Source organism: Streptomyces sp. STAM6, assembly GCF_054963715.1.
Genome location: NZ_JBUEFZ010000003.1, coordinates 393,582 through 409,784, shown reverse-complemented (window position 1 = coordinate 409,784; position 16,203 = coordinate 393,582). Strand labels below are relative to the sequence as shown.

11 protein-coding genes are annotated in these 16,203 nt (G+C 72.2%); 1 reads left to right on the top strand and 10 read right to left on the bottom strand.

Annotated features, from left to right (window positions below; all coding sequences use genetic code 11):
- Positions 1-5: 5 nt before the first annotated feature.
- From ACY34K_RS06575 to ACY34K_RS06560, 4 genes are all read right to left on the bottom strand, one after another.
- On the bottom strand, positions 6-3,071 hold the full coding sequence (locus ACY34K_RS06575; RefSeq protein ID WP_462744804.1) for a helix-turn-helix transcriptional regulator: 3,066 nt from the start codon (positions 3,069-3,071) through the stop codon (positions 6-8).
- Between the two features lie 57 nt (positions 3,072-3,128).
- Entirely contained in the window at positions 3,129-3,305 is a 177-nt protein-coding gene (locus ACY34K_RS06570; protein WP_462744674.1) for a hypothetical protein, read from the bottom strand.
- 355 nt (positions 3,306-3,660) lie between these two features.
- Positions 3,661-4,224, bottom strand: a complete 564-nt coding sequence (locus tag ACY34K_RS06565) for a GNAT family N-acetyltransferase (protein WP_462744672.1) — start codon at positions 4,222-4,224, stop codon at positions 3,661-3,663.
- A gap of 36 nt (positions 4,225-4,260) precedes the next feature.
- Positions 4,261-6,501 carry an MMPL family transporter gene (locus tag ACY34K_RS06560; RefSeq protein WP_462744670.1) on the bottom strand — a complete coding sequence of 747 codons (2,241 nt, stop codon included), beginning with the start codon at positions 6,499-6,501 and terminating at the stop codon, positions 4,261-4,263.
- Between the two features lie 417 nt (positions 6,502-6,918).
- Here ACY34K_RS06560 and ACY34K_RS06555 point away from each other — a divergent pair, with 417 nt between their 5' ends.
- Positions 6,919-7,803, top strand: coding sequence for a hypothetical protein (locus ACY34K_RS06555; protein WP_462744668.1), 885 nt, complete (start codon positions 6,919-6,921; stop codon positions 7,801-7,803).
- Positions 7,804-7,956: 153 nt separating this feature from the next.
- On the opposite strand, the gene gatB is transcribed toward ACY34K_RS06555, so the two are convergent.
- The 6 genes from gatB to ligA all read right to left on the bottom strand — a co-directional run bounded on the left by gatB (position 7,957) and on the right by ligA (position 16,196).
- Complete coding sequence (gene gatB, locus ACY34K_RS06550; protein ID WP_462744666.1) at positions 7,957-9,468, bottom strand: Asp-tRNA(Asn)/Glu-tRNA(Gln) amidotransferase subunit GatB; 1,512 nt, start codon at positions 9,466-9,468, stop codon at positions 7,957-7,959.
- A 15-nt stretch (positions 9,469-9,483) separates the two neighbouring features.
- On the bottom strand, positions 9,484-9,723 hold the full coding sequence (locus ACY34K_RS06545; protein ID WP_462744664.1) for a hypothetical protein: 240 nt from the start codon (positions 9,721-9,723) through the stop codon (positions 9,484-9,486).
- The gene (gatA, locus tag ACY34K_RS06540; protein WP_462744662.1) at positions 9,720-11,213 is read right to left on the bottom strand and encodes an Asp-tRNA(Asn)/Glu-tRNA(Gln) amidotransferase subunit GatA; all 1,494 of its coding nucleotides are present in this window, start codon (positions 11,211-11,213) and stop codon (positions 9,720-9,722) included. Before gatA ends, ACY34K_RS06545 begins: the two co-directional genes overlap by 4 nt.
- Before the next feature lie 7 nt (positions 11,214-11,220).
- Positions 11,221-11,517, bottom strand: coding sequence for an Asp-tRNA(Asn)/Glu-tRNA(Gln) amidotransferase subunit GatC (gatC, locus tag ACY34K_RS06535; RefSeq protein ID WP_016642027.1), 297 nt, complete (start codon positions 11,515-11,517; stop codon positions 11,221-11,223).
- A gap of 147 nt (positions 11,518-11,664) precedes the next feature.
- Positions 11,665-13,785 carry a putative bifunctional diguanylate cyclase/phosphodiesterase gene (locus ACY34K_RS06530; protein WP_462744659.1) on the bottom strand — a complete coding sequence of 707 codons (2,121 nt, stop codon included), beginning with the start codon at positions 13,783-13,785 and terminating at the stop codon, positions 11,665-11,667.
- 227 nt (positions 13,786-14,012) lie between these two features.
- Entirely contained in the window at positions 14,013-16,196 is a 2,184-nt protein-coding gene (gene ligA, locus ACY34K_RS06525; protein ID WP_462744658.1) for an NAD-dependent DNA ligase LigA, read from the bottom strand.
- Positions 16,197-16,203 lie beyond the last annotated feature (7 nt).

Sequence of the window (16,203 nt, the reverse complement as noted above, 5' to 3'; positions counted from 1 at the left end):
CCCGGTCAGGCCAGCGCCTCGGGGAGCAGCCGGCGGCGGTGGGCCATCGCGGCCGCCTCGCCACGGCCCGAGACGCCGAGCTTGGCAAGGATGTTGGAGACGTGCACACTCGCCGTCTTCGGGGAGATGAAGAGTTCCTCGGCTATCTGCCGGTTGGTGCGGCCCGCCGCGACCAGGCGCAGGACCTCCTGTTCCCGGGGGGTCAGGCGGAATCCCTCCTCCTCGGGGCCGGGGGTGGCGGCCGGGGCGGTCAGCGAGAGCCGGGCCCGTCCGGCGAGCAGCTCCAGGTCCTCCCGCAGCGGCCGGGCGCCCAGGTGCACCGCGACCGGATGGGCCTCGCGCAGCAGCGCCGCGGCCTCCTCCCGGTGGCCGCCCTCCGCGAGCAGTGCGTCGGCCCAGCGGTGCCGGGCGCGGGCCAGCTCGTAAGGGCGCTCCAGCGGGCCCAGGGCGCAGGCGACCTCCGCCCAGCGTCCCGCGCTGCCGCTGCCCTCGGCGCGGGCCACCTCGGCGGTGACGAACAGGGCGTACGCCTGCCAGACGGCGACGGGCGCGGCGAGTGCCCTGGCGAGCGAGCGGATCCGGTCGAGTGCCTCGGCGCGTCCCTCCGCCGCGGCGGGCAGCCCGGCCGCGTCGGCCTCGGCGGTCGCGGCGGTGAGCAGCAGCGGCCAGGCGTAGCGGTGGATGCCCGGCGGGAAGCCCGCCTTCGCCGCTTCGGCGAGAGCGGTCCGTACGTCGGTGACGCGCCCCTGTGCCGCGGCGACGGCCATGTCGACCTGGGTCATGGGCAGGTGGGTCTGCAGCATCAGGTCGTGCGTGCCGAACGCCTGCCGTGCCAGCGTCACGTGCTCGGTGGCGGTCGCCGGCTCGCCCCGTAGCTGGGCCAGCCGGGCCAGGGCGAGGCGGGCGGCGCCGCGGGGCTTGGCACTGTAGGCGATGCGCAGCAGCTCCTGGGCGCCTTCGTACGCCTCGTCCCAGTGGCCGAGCGAGATCTGTGACTCGATGCGGTTGCCGAGGGCCCAGCCCTCGTTGTCACGCAGGCCCCTGTTGCGGGAGTGGGCGGTGCCGGCGACGGCGGTGTCGACCGCCTCGCGCGAGCGCCCGACGCTCTCCAGGCAGGAGGCGAGGTTGACGTAGGACCGGCCCGCCTCGCTGACGAGGCCCAGCTCCAGGGTGCGGTCGCGGACGGCGTACATCTCGGCGAGGCCCGCCCGGATGGCGCCGGAGTCGACCATGAGGCTGCCGAGGGTCAGTCGTGCGTTCAGTTCGATCTGCTCGGCCTTGACGAGCCGGGCGTACTCCACGGCCCGTTCGGCGGCGGCCAGGCTCTCGTGGCCCGGGGCGTGCAGCATGCCCCAGCCGGCCGCGACGGCGAGGACCTGGGCGTGGACGGCGGACGGCGGCAGACCGCGGACCAGCTCCTGCGCGGTGGCGATCTCGGACCAGCCGTCGCTGCGGCCGAGGTTGGACGCGAGCCGGGAGCGCTCGGCCCAGAACCAGGCGGCGCGCTGGGGGTCCGCCCCGGCGCTGTGGCAGCCCTCGGTGCCGGACGCGCCGTGGTCGGACTCGCCCGCGTCGATCAGCCGCAGGGCGGTTTTCGCGATCTTGAGGGCGCGTTCGCGCTCGCCGCACAGGCGGGCCGCGACGGTCGCCTCGGCCAGCAGGTCGAGGTAGCGCAGCGGGGTCGTCTCGGGGTCGCAGCCGCAGGCCGGGTAGACCTCGGCGTAGTCGATGGGGCGCAGGGAGCGGCGTACCTCGCCGGGTACCTCGTCCCACAGCTCCATGGCCCGTTCCAGCAGCCGCAGTTGCTCGGCGTAACCGTGGCGCTTGCGCGTCTCGACGGCGGCGCGCAGGACCACGGGGAGGGCCTTGGCGGCGTCGTGCGCGTGGTACCAGTAGGTCGCGAGGCGGGTGCTGCGCTCGTCGGCGCGGACGAGGCCGGGGTCGGCCTCCAGCGCCTGGGCGAAGCGCCGGTTGAGCCGGGAGCGCTCGCCGGGCAGCAGGTCGTCGCTGACGGCCTCGCGGACGAGGGAGTGACGGAAGCGGTAGCCGTCTCCGTCGGGCACGGCGAGCAGGATGTTGGCGCCCACGGCGGCGCGCAGCGCCTCGATCAGGTCGTCCTCGGAGAGTCCGGCGACCGCCGCGATGAGGTCGTACTCGACGGTGGAGCCGCCCTCGGCGACGATCCGGGCGACCTTCTGGGCGTCCTCGGAGAGCCGCTCGACGCGGACGAGCAGCAGGTCGCGCAGGGACTCGCTCATGCCGCCGGGCGCGCAGCCGTCCGCGTGGCAGACGACGAGTTCCTCGACGAAGAAGGCGTTGCCGTCGGAGCGTTCGAAGATGTCCTCGACCAGGTCGGCCGCGGGTTCGGCGGCGAGGATGCCGGTGAGCTGGCGGTGCACCTCGGTGCGGTTGAAGCGGGAGAGCTCGATGCGCCGGACGGTGCGCAGCCGGTCCAGCTCGGCCAGCAGGGGGCGCAGCGGGTGGCGGCGGTGGATGTCGTCCGCGCGGTAGGTGGCGACGACGACGAGCCGGCCACGGCGCAGCGTGCGCAGGAGGTAGGCGAGCAGATGGCGGGTGGAGGTGTCGGCCCAGTGCAGGTCCTCCAGGACGAGGACGACCGTGCGTTCGGCGGCGACGCGCTCCAGGAGCCGGACGGTCAGCTCGAACAGCCGGGCGATGTTGTCCTCGTTGTACGGCTCGGGGCCGCCGGCGTCGCCCAGCTCGGGGAGGATGCGGGCCAGTTCGCCCTCCTGGCCCTGGGCGGCGGCGGCCAGTTCGTCCGGCAGCGTGCGGCGCAGGGAGCGCAGGGCGGTCGAGAAGGGGGCGAAGGGCAGGCCGTCCGCGCCGATCTCGACGCAGCCGCCCACGGCGACCACGGCGCCGCGCCCGCACGCCTCGTCGCGGAACTCCTCGACGAGGCGGGTCTTGCCGACGCCGGCCTCGCCGCCGATGAGCAACGCCTGCGGCTCTCCCGCGGTGGCGCGGGAGAGCGCTTCGGTGAGGGCGGTCAGTTCGGCCGCGCGGCCGACGAACACCGGGCTGACGGACCTGGTTTCCACGTCGCCGAGCATCGCACAGGCATCCGACGGCCGGGTGGCCGAGATCGGTTCGGCGGTCATGGCCGGGTGTCAGGCGGCCCGGACGAAACGGTCACGGCCGGTACTCAACCCCCTTTCGGGGGCGTCGCCGCCGGGTCGGCGGGCGGCGGCACGGCGGGCCTTGCGGGCGACGTTGACCAGGCGCTCGTTGTCGGCCTCGCGCAGGAGCTCGGCGTGGTGGGTGCGGTGCAGCTCGTAGGTGAACATCGGTTCTCCCCTGGTGAGATGGTGATCGCTTGCTGCGATGCCTCCACTCTCGTCTCCGGGGGGATGCCGCCGCATCGGGAGGGTGCCGCATCTTCCTGGGCTGTGGGCCTTAGGCGCGTCCTCGGCGGGATCCGCGGGCCTTAGGCGCGTCCTCGGCGGGATCCGCGGGCCTTAGGCGCGTCCTCGGCGGGATCCGCGGGCCTTAGGCGCGTGCCCGGCGCGGCCCGCGGGCCTTAGGGGGCGTGCCCGGGCGGCCGCCGGGCCTTAGGGGCGTGCCCGCGCGGCCGACGGGCGCCTGAGTCCCCCCGGCGGCGCCGGCTCGCGATCCGCACACCCCTGCGCGGGAGTCGGTGGCTCAGCGCTTCCCGGCGCGCTGTTCGCGCCACTCGTGGGCGAGCACCGACCAGATCTCGGTGTCCTGGCGTACGCCCTCGTAGAGGAAGTTCTCGCGCAGGACGCCGTCCTTGGTCATGCCGAGCCGCTTGGCGACGTTGATGCTGGGCGTGTTGGCGGAGGAGACCTGCCATTCGACGCGGTGGATCCCGCGCTCGTTCACCGCCCAGTCGATGATGACGCGGGCCGCGCGGGTGACCAGTCCGCGGCCCGCGGCGCCCGGCTCCAGCCAGCAGCCCGCCTCGGCCTTGCCGCCGGCCACGTCCATGGTCCGGAAGAGGACGCCGCCGACGAGGGTGCCGTCCAGCCAGATCCCGTAGATGCGGCCGGTGTCGGAGGCGGCCTTCTCGGCGTACGACTGGAGGAAGGCGCGCGCCGACGCGAGGTCCTTGGCGACGGCCGCCAAGGCGATGTGCCGGCCGATGTACTCGCGGCCCCGGTCCATGTGGGCCAGGTACTCCTCGGCCTGCCACGGCTCCAGGGGCCGCAGTTCGGCGCCGTCGTCACCCAGGGATATCGCGAACAAGGTTCATGCCCTTCCGGCGTTGGGGCGCGAGTTCGGCTACTGCACGAGCTCGCCCTCGTCGCTCGTGCGCTGTCCGACGATCTTCGCACGCGGGGTCTCGGCGGTCTCCGGGGTTTCGATACTGATGCGCGGCAGCAGCCGGTCCAGCCAGCGGGGCAGCCACCAGTTGGCGCCGCCGAGCATGTGCATCAGGGCGGGCACGAGCAGGGTGCGCAGCACGAACGCGTCCAGGGCGACCGCCGCCGCGAGACCGATGCCGAACATGGCGATGATCCGGTCGCCGGAGAGGACGAAGGCCAGGAAGACGGCGATCATGATCACGGCGGCGGAGTTGATGACCCGGCTGGTCTCGGCGAGACCGACGCGGACCGCCCGCCGGTTGTCCCCCGTCTCAAGCCACTCCTCGTACATACGGCTGACCAGGAAGACCTGGTAGTCCATGGACAGCCCGAAGAGCACGGAAACGGCTATCACGGGCAGGAAGGGTTCGATCGGGCCCGCCGAGCCGAGGCCGAGCAGTTCGCTCCCCCAGCCCCACTGGAAGATCGCCACGACCACCCCGAAGGCGGAGGCGACGGCCGCGACGTTCATCGCGGCGGCCTTCAGCGGGATGCCGACGGACCGGAACGCGAGCAGGAGCAGCAGACAGCCGAGGGCGATGACGACGCCCACGAAGAGGGGGAGCTTGCCGACGATGACCTCGGCGAAGTCGTCGTACCCGGCGGTGACGCCGCCCACGTGCACGTCCAGCGAGGTGCCGTGCTCCGCGGTGGGCAGCACGTCGTCGCGCAGCCGGTCGACGAGGGCGCTGGTCTCCTGGGACTGCGGGGCCGATTCCGGTACGACGGTGAGGACGGCGGTGTTGCCGCTGCCGCTGTAGGTCACGGGGCCGACCGATTCGACGCCCTTGGTGGCGGCGAGCGTCTCGGGGAGGTTGTTGAGGGCGAGCCGGTCGTCGGCGCCGTCGAGGTGCGCGACGAGGGTGAGGGGGCCGTTGACGCCGGGGCCGAACCCGTCGGCCAGGAGGTCGTACGCCTGGCGCGTGGTCGACGTGGCCGGGTTGTTGCCCTGGTCGGAGGTGCCGAGATGGAGGGAGAGCGTCGGCAGCGCGAGGACCGCCATGACGACGGCGGCGACGGCGCCCAGCAGCTTGGGGTGGCGCTCGACGAAACGGGACCAGCGGTGCGCGAAGCCGGTGGGCAGTTCCGGCTGCGGGCCGTGCTCCGCCAGCCGGCGGCGCTCGCCGCGGGAGAGGGCCCGCCTGCCGATGAGGGACAGCAGCGCCGGGAGCAGGGTGACGGACGCGGCGACGGTCAGGACGACCGTGAGCGACGCGGCGATCGCGACCCCGTTGAGGAAGCTCAGCCTCAGGATCAGCATGCCGAGCAGCGCGATGCAGACGGTGGCTCCGGCGAAGACGACGGCCCGGCCGGTGGTGGCGACCGCCTTGCGGGCGGCCTCGTCGACGGGAAGCCCGCTCTTGAGGCCCTTGCGGTGCCTGGTGACGATGAACAGCGCGTAGTCGATGCCGACGCCGAGGCCGATGAGCATGCCCAGCATGGGGGCGAAGTCGGCGACGGTCATGACGTGGCCGAGGAGCGTGATGCCGGCGTACGCGGTGCCGACGGCGACCAGGGCCGTGGCGATCGGCAGCATGCTCGCGGCGAGCGATCCGAAGGCCAGGAACAGCACGAGCGCGGCCACGACCACGCCGACGACCTCGGCGATGTGGGCGCCGGGCGCCTCGGTGAGCGCGATGGCGCTGCCGCCGAGCTCGACCCGTACACCGTCCCCGGCGGCGGCCTTGGCCGTGTCTACGACGGCCTGGGCCTGTCCCACCGGGATGTCGTCGGCCTGCTCCTCGAAGGTCACCGTGGCGTACGCGGTGCGACCGTCGTCACTGACGCGGGCGTTCTGGGAGCCGCCGCCCTCGCCCCGGGTGCCGTCGGCGGGGCCGTACGGCCCCGTGACGGAGGCGACACCGGGCAGGTCCCCGACTTCGTCGAGCATCTGGGTCATGCGCTGCTCGACGGCGGCCGCGCGGACGCTGCCGCGTTCGGTGTGCCAGACGATGGTGTCGCTGTCGCCGGCCTGCCCTTGGAAGCCCTTTTCCAGCAGGGCGACGGCCCGGCCGGACTCGGTGCCGGGGACGTCGTAGTCGTTGGAGTACGCGGAGCCGGCCAGGCCCGCGGCCGTCGACGCGCCGCCGAGTGCGAGCAGCCACAGCAGGACGGCGACAAGGCGGTGCCTGATGCACCACCGGGCGATGGCTGCCAACGGGTTCGCTCCCTGAGGGGTTCGTGGATCTTTGACAGGAAACAACCCGCAAAGAAACGCATGAACTGAATACAGCCACTCTGGCAGCCCTTAGTGATCCTTTGTCCCTTTCGTGGGGTTACTCACAATGGGAAACAGCACCCTCGACCGGCCACTGTCGCTCAGCGTGACGATCAGGACACCGTCCGAGGGGAGGTGTGGCCGAAGGCTTCGGGGCGGCCCCGCGGGCCGCGGCGCGGGCCCGGCGGCGACCGCGGCGGCCGGCCGGCTCCACGGCGGATCACGGGGGGCGCCCGGCTCCGCGGCGGATCAGGGGTGGCGGCCGGCTCCGCGGCGGATCAGGGGTGGCGGCCGACGGGTGGTCAGGCCCCCGTCCCAGGACGGGCGTTGTCAGTGGTACCTGTCACGATGGATCACATGAACGACACGGGGATCATCACCACGCCCGCGGAGGCCGCCGACCTCGCGCAGCAGCTGCACGACGCGCCGGACGAGCACTTCGGACGGCCACCGGTCACGGTCGTGGAGTACGCGCCGGGGGCGACGCTGGTGGAGCGACGCGAGGCGTTCCGCGCGGTGTACGGGGCGATAGTGGAGCGGATCGGGGAGCCGACGCTGTACGGGGGATCGGCGGACGGCCCCAGCATTCGCTGGCGTGACGAGAACCGCCTGGTGCTGCTGGCCGGCAGCCCCTTCCGGGCGACACTCACGGTGCTCGTGCCGGAGGAGCGGGAGAACGACGAATACCGCTTGTTCGAGTGGGGCGGCGCCTGGACGGCGAGCGAGCCGCACGACTTCGACATGCTGCCCTATGTGTGGCAGCTGGACCGGGGCGGCCCGGGCGAGCGGCCCGCCTTCCGGCCCGGCGGCCGGCTCGCCGCCTGCTGGGAGCACTTCCAGGCGGCGCTGGAGCTGATGCTGGGCGCCTGGGCCGAGCAGCTCCCGGTGCAGATCCCGGGCGACTGGGCGGGCTTCTCCATCCGGTCCCGCGGCGACCGCGCGCTGTACGTGGACCTGTCGTACGACCCCGAGGAGGGCCTCGGTGTCTGCCTCGGCGCCCAGCGGGACGACAGCACCCCGGAGGAGGAGATGCGGGCCCGTGGCTGGCAGACGCTCGACCGGGGCCGCTGGACGGCCTGCTTCCCGGAGTCCCGGGAGGGTGCGGCCGCGGCGGCCCGGCTGGCCGTGGCCGAGCTGCGGGCCCGGGGGGCGGCCGATGTGGAGGACCTGTTCGCCTGGGACGTCAGCGCCCATGACCACGGCGAACTGTGGCTCCCGGGCCTGGGCATATCCACGCGCTGACCACGCGGCGGACGACCGGGACCGGGTGAGGGGTGCCCGGGGGATCGGGTGGGCTCGGAACGTCGCGAGCCCGGCATGATCCGCCGGGTGGCCCCACAGGAGACCGGCCCCCGCACTCGGGGGAATGCGGGGGCCGGGCGGGGGGCGGGGGCGTCAGCCCTCGGTCACCCCGAGCCTCTCCAGGATCAGCTCACGCACACGGGCCGCGTCCGCCTGGCCGCGCGTGGCCTTCATGACCGCGCCGACCAGGGCACCGGCCGCGGCCACCTTGCCGCCGCGGATCTTGTCCGCGATCGCCGCGTTGCCTGCGATGGCCTCGTCGACGGCCGCGCCCAGCGCGCCCTCGTCCGAGACGACCTTCAGGCCGCGCTTCTCGACGACGGTGTCCGGGTCGCCCTCGCCCGCGAGGACACCCTCGATCACCTGGCGGGCCAGCTTGTCGTTGAGGTCGCCGGACGCGACGAGCTCGGAGACCCGGGCGACCTGCGCCGGGGTGATCGGCAGCTCGTCCAGGGCCTTGCCGGACTCGTTGGCGTTGCGCGCCAGCTCGCCCATCCACCACTTGCGGGCCTGGTCGGCCGGGGCGCCCGCCTCGGTCGTGGCGACGATCAGGTCGACCGCGCCCGCGTTGAGGATCGACTGCATGTCGAGCTCGGACACACCCCAGTCCTCGCGCAGCCGGTTGCGGCGCACGCGCGGCAGCTCGGGCAGCCCGGCGCGCAGCTCCTCGACCCACTCGCGGGACGGGGCGACGGGCACGAGGTCGGGCTCCGGGAAGTACCGGTAGTCCTCGGCCTCCTCCTTCACCCGGCCGGACGTGGTGGAGCCGTCGTCCTCGTGGAAGTGACGGGTCTCCTGGACGACCGAGCCGCCCGCGTTGAGGATGCCGGCGTGGCGGCTGATCTCGAACCGCACGGCCCGCTCGACCGAGCGCAGCGAGTTGACGTTCTTGGTCTCGCTGCGGGTGCCGAACTTCTCGGCGCCCCTGGGCATCAGCGAGAGGTTCACGTCGCACCGCATCTGGCCCATCTCCATGCGGGCCTCGGAGACGCCGAGCGCCTTGATGAGCTCGCGCAGCTCCGCGACGTACGCCTTGGCGACCTCGGGAGCGCGGTCACCGGCGCCGGTGATCGGCTTGGTGACGATCTCGATCAGCGGGATGCCGGCGCGGTTGTAGTCGAGCAGGGAGTGGGACGCGCCGTGGATACGGCCGGTGGCGCCGCCGACGTGCGTCGACTTGCCGGTGTCCTCCTCCATGTGGGCGCGCTCGATCTCCACGCGGAAGACCTCGCCGTCCTCCAGCTGGACGTCCAGGTAGCCGTTGAAGGCGATCGGCTCGTCGTACTGAGAGGTCTGGAAGTTCTTCGGCATGTCCGGATAGAAGTAGTTCTTCCGGGCGAAGCGGCACCACTCGGCGATCTCGCAGTTGAGCGCCAGGCCGATCTTGATGGCGGACTCGACGCCGGTCGCGTTGACGACCGGGAGCGAGCCCGGCATGCCGAGGCAGGTGGGGCAGGTCTGCGCGTTGGGTTCGGCGCCCAGCTCGGTCGAACACCCGCAGAACATCTTGGTCTTGGTGCCGAGCTCGACGTGCACCTCGAGCCCCATGACGGGGTCGTAGGCGGCGAGGGCGTCCTCGTACGACACCAGTTCAGTGACGGTCACGGTGAAACTTCCCTCTCAGCCGAACAGGACGTCGTCGTCACCGATGCGCTTCAGCTCGCGCACCAGGATGGCGAGGCCGGTCGCGATGGCGGCGGCGGACACGACGGCGTCCAGCAGCAGCAGCGTGTCGCTCTCGGTGCGGGCCTTGCGGGCCTGCTTGATCACGGAGAGCGCACCGAACGCGGTGGTGCCGATGGACAGGTACGTACCGGCCTTGGACTTCTTGAAGCCCTTGGCCTTGGTCAGTGCGCTCATAGTGAGGGAGCCTCCTCCAGCAGCGGGTGGCCCCACTTTTCCACGAAGGCGGCCTCGACGGCGGCACCGACCTTGTAAAGGCGGTCGTCCTGCATGGCGGGGGCGATGATCTGCAGACCGACCGGCAGGTTGTCCTCCGGCGCCAGACCGCAGGGCAGCGACATGGCGGCATTGCCCGCCAGGTTGGTCGGGATGGTGCACAGGTCGGCGAGGTACATCGCCATCGGGTCGTCGGCGCGCTCGCCGATCGGGAAGGCGGTGGTCGGCGTCGTCGGGGAGACGATCACGTCGACCTGCTCGAAGGCCTTCTCGAAGTCCCGGGTGATGAGGGTGCGCACCTTCTGCGCCGAGCCGTAGTACGCGTCGTAGTAGCCGGAGCTGAGGGCGTACGTACCGAGCATGACGCGGCGCTTGACCTCGTCGCCGAAGCCGGCCTCGCGGGTGAGGGCGGTGACGTCCTCGGCCGAACGCGAGCCGTCGTCGCCGACCCGCAGGCCGTAGCGCAGGCCGTCGAACCGGGCGAGGTTCGAGGAGCACTCGGAGGGGGCGATCAGGTAGTACGCCGAGAGGGCGAGGTCGAAGGACGGGCAGTCCAGTTCGACGATCTCGGCGCCCAGTTCCTTGAGCAGTTCGACGGACTCGTCGAAGCGCTGGACGACACCGGCCTGGTAGCCCTCGCCGCGGAACTGCTTGACGACACCGACGCGCATGCCCGCCACGCTGCCGTTGCGCGCGGCCTCGACGACCGGCGGAACGGGGGCGTCGATGGACGTGGAGTCGAGCGGGTCGTGACCGGCGATGACCTCGTGGAGCAGGGCCGCGTCCAGGACCGTACGGGCGCACGGCCCGCCCTGGTCGAGGCTGGAGGAGAAGGCCACCATGCCGTACCGCGAGACGCCGCCGTAGGTCGGCTTGACGCCGACCGTGCCGGTGACGGCCGCGGGCTGGCGGATGGAGCCGCCGGTGTCCGTGCCGATGGCGAGGGGGGCCTCGAACGACGCCAGGGCCGCGCTGGAACCGCCGCCGGAGCCGCCGGGGATCCGCGAGAGGTCCCAGGGGTTGCCGGTGGGGCCGTAGGCGCTGTTCTCGGTGGAGGACCCCATGGCGAACTCGTCCATGTTGGTCTTGCCGAGGATGACGACGTCGGCGGCCCTGAGCTTGCGGGTCAGCGTCGCGTCGTACGGCGGGAGCCAGCCCTCGAGGATCTTGGAGCCGACGGTGGTCGGCATGTCCTTCGTGGTGAAGATGTCCTTCAGGGCGAGCGGCACGCCGGCGAGGGGGCCGAGCTTCTCGCCGCGCTCGCGCTTCTCGTCCACGGCGCGCGCCTGGGCGAGGGCGCCCTCCCGGTCGACGTGCAGGAAGGCGTGGACCTTCTCGTCGACGGCCTCGATCCGGGCCAGGTGGGCCTCGGTGACCTCGACGGCGGTGAGTTCGCCGGACGCGATCCGCGCCGCGATCTCGGCGGCGGTGAGCTTGATGATGTCCGTCATGGCGTTCTTAGTCCTCCCCCAGGATCTGCGGCACCTTGAAACGCTGCTGCTCCTGTGCCGGGGCGCCGGAGAGCGCCTGCTCGGGGGTGAGCGACGGACGGACCTCGTCCGCGCGCATGACGTTGGTCAGCGGCAGCGGGTGAGAGGTCGGCGGTACGTCTTGGTCGGCGACCTCGGAGACGCGGGCGACCGCGCCGATGATGTCGTCGAGCTGTCCGGCGAAGTGATCGAGCTCTTCGTCCTTCAGCTCCAGACGCGCCAGCCGGGCGAGGTGGGCGACCTCCTCGCGCGTGATGCCAGGCATGCAGCGATCCTCAGGGGTGAGTGTGATGGTTTTGGCCCAATCCTATGGGTCCTCGCCCCCTGCCCGTGAAACGGTTTCCCGTCGGGGGAGGCGGCCCCCCGGGCCGAGGCCGCCCCCGCATGCGATCGAGCCGCCTCCGGAGACCGCTCAGGTGACCGCTTCCGAGGGGTGGTCCGCGTCGGAGGAGGCGGGCGGGAGTTCCGGTGCGGGGCGGTGCCAGCCGCGCTCGCCGCGGGCCCGCAGCCACGCCGTCGTCTCGGCGGGCGGCATCGCCGCGGCGACCAGCCAGCCCTGCACGGCGTCGCAGCCCAGGTCTCTCAGGCGCTCCCAGGTCTCGTCGTCCTCGACGCCCTCCGCCACCACCAGCAGGCCCAGCGAATGGGCCAGGTCGACGGTGCAGCGGACGATCTCGGCGTCCTCGGTGTCGACGGCGAGACGGGCGACGAACGAGCGATCGATCTTCAGTTCGCTCACCGGCAGCCGCCGCAGATGGACCAGGGACGAATAGCCCGTGCCGAAGTCGTCCAGGGACATCTTCACCCCGTGGCCGGTCAGCCCCGCCAGCGTGTCCGCGGCGCGCTGCGGGTCCTCCAGCAGGACGTGTTCCGTTATCTCCAGCTGGAGCGCGCCCGCCGGGACGCCGTGCCGGGCGAGCCGGGCGGCGACCGCGCCCGCGAAGCCGGGGGTGTGGACGTCGCGCGGCGAGACGTTCACGGCCACCGGGACCTCCAGGCCCTGGGCGCGCCACTTCGCGACCTGACCGAGCGCGGTCTCCAGGACGTACTCGGTGAGGTGCGGCATGAGGCCGGAGGACTCGGCGATGGCGATGAACTCGTCCGGGGGGACCTTCCCTCGCTCCGGGTGCACCCAGCGGACGAGCGCCTCCAGGCCGGCCACCTGTCCGTCGAAGCGGACCTTGGGCTGGTAGTGCAGCTCGACCTCGCCGGCGTCGAGGGCACGGCGCAGGTCGCCGAGGAGACCGAGCCGGTCGGGGGTGTTGGAGTCGCGCTTGGACTCGTAGACCTCCACTCCCGTGCGGTCCCGCTTCGCCTGGTACATCGCCACGTCGGCGCGCTGGAGCAGTCCCTCGGCGTCGAGCGCGTGGTCGGGGAAGACCGCGACGCCCGCACTGGCCTCCAGGACGAGCGTGAGGCCGTCGAGGTCGAGGGGCGAGGACAGCTCGGCGGCCAGGTGCCGGGCCACGCGCTGGGCGCTCGTGGTGGAGTCGGCGGTCGGCAGCAGCACGGCGAACTCGTCGCCGCCCAGGCGTGCGGCCTCCGCCCCGCGCGGCAGGGCGAGCCGCAGCCGGTCCGCGATCTGGAGCAGCAACCGGTCCCCCGCCAGATGACCGAGCGTGTCGTTGACCGACCGGAAGCGATCGAGGTCGATCAGGACGAGCGCCGCGCGGGCACCCTCCCCCTCGGCCTTCTCCAGCGCCGACCAGGTGCGCTCCAGCAGCCACTGACGGTTCGGCAGACCGGTGAGCGGATCGCGCAGTTGTTCCTCGGCCCGAGCGCGGGCGATCCACAGCGTGGAGTCCAGGGCGATCAGCGGTACGGCGAAGAGCGGCAGCAGCACCGGCAGGGCCACCGCGACGACGCACACGAGCGGCGCGATGCCGAGCAGCGCGACGGCGACCAGGCCCTGCCTGAGCAGTGCGGTGCGGGCGGCCGTGGGCAGCCCACCGCTCTGGGGGGCCAGGGTGTACCACAGCAGCAGCCGGGTCACCACCAGATACGCGGCGGCGGCCAGCGCCACCTCGGGCACGGCCGCGATGCCCCATTCGAGGGGCCGCCAGGGCTGTTCGACCGTCGGTACGTCACCGAAGGCGGCGAGCACCAGCGCCGCCGCCCCGATGCCCAGGATGTCGGCGGCGCCGTGCAGCAGACCCTGCCGCCAGCGGTGCCGGCGGGCCACGCCGACGAGCACGACGACGGCGAGGCTGACCAGTCCGGCCGGCACCCATCCGTAGAGCAGCAGGACGGCGAGGGTGAGCGCGGCACCGGAACCGGTGCCGCCCCACCAGCGGTCGCGGCCGAGCGCCACGAGGTGGCCGACGATGATCCCGGTCAGCACGGCGAGCGACCAGCCGGCGGTGGAGCCGGGGAAGAGCGCGTGTCCATCGCTCACCGTGCGGTGGAGCCCGGCCGCGAGGAGGAGGCCGGCGACGGCCACCACGAGGGCGGGGAGTTTGGAAGCGATGCCCGTGAAGGCCGCTGCGTACGCGCGCGGCCGCGAGGCCGGGGCGGCACTCTCGGTCGGTTTCATTCCGTCCCTCTCACAGCCGGCGGTGCCGTTGCCACGCGATGGCCCGATGTCATGCCACCACGACCGGAACCAGCCCCGCGGCCGTGCACGACAGGCGCACGTCTCAACAGTAGGCCGCGGGAGGCTTCGACGGGCAGCGCTCTACAGCTCTTGCCCGAATGCGACCCGGCCACCCGTATCCATCTGGTATGCGCTGAACGGGTGACCTTTTCCCGCCGTTCCCCGGCCTATTGTTCGACTGGGACGGCCACTTCGCGCGCTTCCTCGGGACCGCGTTCGAGCAGCACACCGAACCCGGCCTCATCCAGAACCGGAACCTTCAACTGCATCGCCTTGTCGTACTTGGAACCCGGGTTGTCACCCACCACAACGAAGTCAGTTTTCTTCGAAACGGAACCGGTCACTTTCGCTCCCCGGCTCTGGAGCGCCTCTTTTGCGCCATCCCGCGTGTAGTTCTGCAGAGTTCCGGTCACGACGACGGTGAGCCCCTCCAGCGGACGCGGCCCCTCGTCCTTTCCGGCGCTCTCGTCCTCCATCCGGACGCCTGCCGCCCGCCACTTGCGCAGGATCTCGCGGTGCCAGTCCTCCTCGAACCACTGCTTGAGGGAGGCGGCGATGGTCGGACCGACGCCCTCGACGGCCGCCAGCTCCTCCTCGGTCGCCCGCTCGATCCGCTCGATGGAACGGAACTCACGCGCCAGCGCCTCGGCCGCCACCGGCCCGACATGACGGATCGACAGGCCCGTGATGACCCGGGCCAGCGGGCGCTCCTTGGCCGCCGCGATGTTCTCCAGCATCGCCAGCGCGTTCTTCCGCGGCTCACCCTGCTGGTTGGCGAAGACCGTGACGATCTTCTCCTCGCCCGTCTTGGGGTCCCGCTTGGGCAGCCCGCTGTCCTGGTCCAGGACGTACGCCTTGATGGGCAGCAGCTGCTCGATGGTGAGATCGAAGAGGTCGCCCTCGTCCACCAGCGGCGGATCGGCCGGCTCCAGCGGCTTGGTCAGCGCGGCGGCCGCCACATAGCCGAAGTTCTCGATGTCGAGCGACTTGCGCCCCGCCAGATAGAACAGCCGCTCCCGCAACTGGGCAGGGCAACTACGGCTGTTGGGACACCGAAGGTCGATGTCCCCCTCCTTCATCGGCCGCAGCGGTGTGCCGCACTCGGGGCACTCGGCGGGCATGACGAACTCCCGCTCGGTGCCGTCCCGCAGATCCGCCACCGGCCCGAGGATCTCCGGAATGACGTCTCCGGCCTTGCGCAGCACCACCGTGTCGCCGATGAGCACGCCCTTGGCCTTCACCACCTCCTGGTTGTGGAGGGTGGCGAACTCGACCTCGGAGCCCGCGACCGTCACCGGCTCCACCTGGGCGTACGGCGTCACCCGCCCGGTACGGCCCACACCCACCCGGATGTTGACCAGCTTGGTGTTGACCTCCTCCGGCGCGTACTTCCAGGCGATGGCCCAGCGCGGCGCGCGGGAGGTGGAGCCGAGCCGCCCCTGCAGCGGCACCTCATCGAGCTTGACGACCACACCGTCGATCTCGTGCTCCACCGAGTGGCGGTTCTCGCCGAAGTACGCGATGAACTCCCGGACTCCGGCGAGGTCGTCCACCACCTTGTTGTGCCGGGCGGTCGGCAGGCCCCACTCGCGCAGCAGGCCGTACGCCTCCGACAGGCGGTCGATGTCGAAGCCCGTGCGCGCGCCGATCCCGTGAACCACCATGTGCAGCGGGCGCGTGGCGGTGACCTTCGGGTCCTTCTGGCGCAGCGAACCGGCCGCGGCGTTGCGCGGGTTGGCGAAGGGCTTGTCCCCGGCCGCCACCAGACGGGCGTTGAGCTCCTCGAACTTCTCCATCGGGAAGAAGACCTCGCCCCGGATCTCGACGAGATCCGGGATGCGATCGCCCCTGAGCCGGTCCGGGACGTCCGCGATCGTGCGGATGTTCGGCGTGATGTCCTCGCCGGTACGGCCGTCGCCGCGGGTCGCGGCGCGCGTCAGCCTCCCCTTCTCGTACGTCAGATTGACGGCCAGGCCGTCCACCTTGAGCTCGCACAGGAAGCGGTAGGCGGACGTGCCGACCTCCTTGGCGATCCGGTCGGCCCAGCCGGCCAGCTCCTCGTCGTCGAAGGCGTTGTCCAGCGACAGCATCCGCTCGCGGTGCTCGACCGCGGTGAACTCGGTCTCGTACGCCCCGGCGACCTTCTGGGTCGGGGAGTCGGGCGTACGCAGCTCCGGATACTGCTCCTCCAGGGCCTCCAGCGCGCGCAGCAGCTTGTCGAACTCGCCGTCGCTGATGACCGGCTGGTCCTTCACGTAGTACCGGAAGCGGTGCTCCTCCACCTGTTCGGCCAGCTGCGCGTGCTTCTCCCGTGCCTCCGTCGGCACCACGTCGTGCTGTTCGACAGCCACCGTCTCT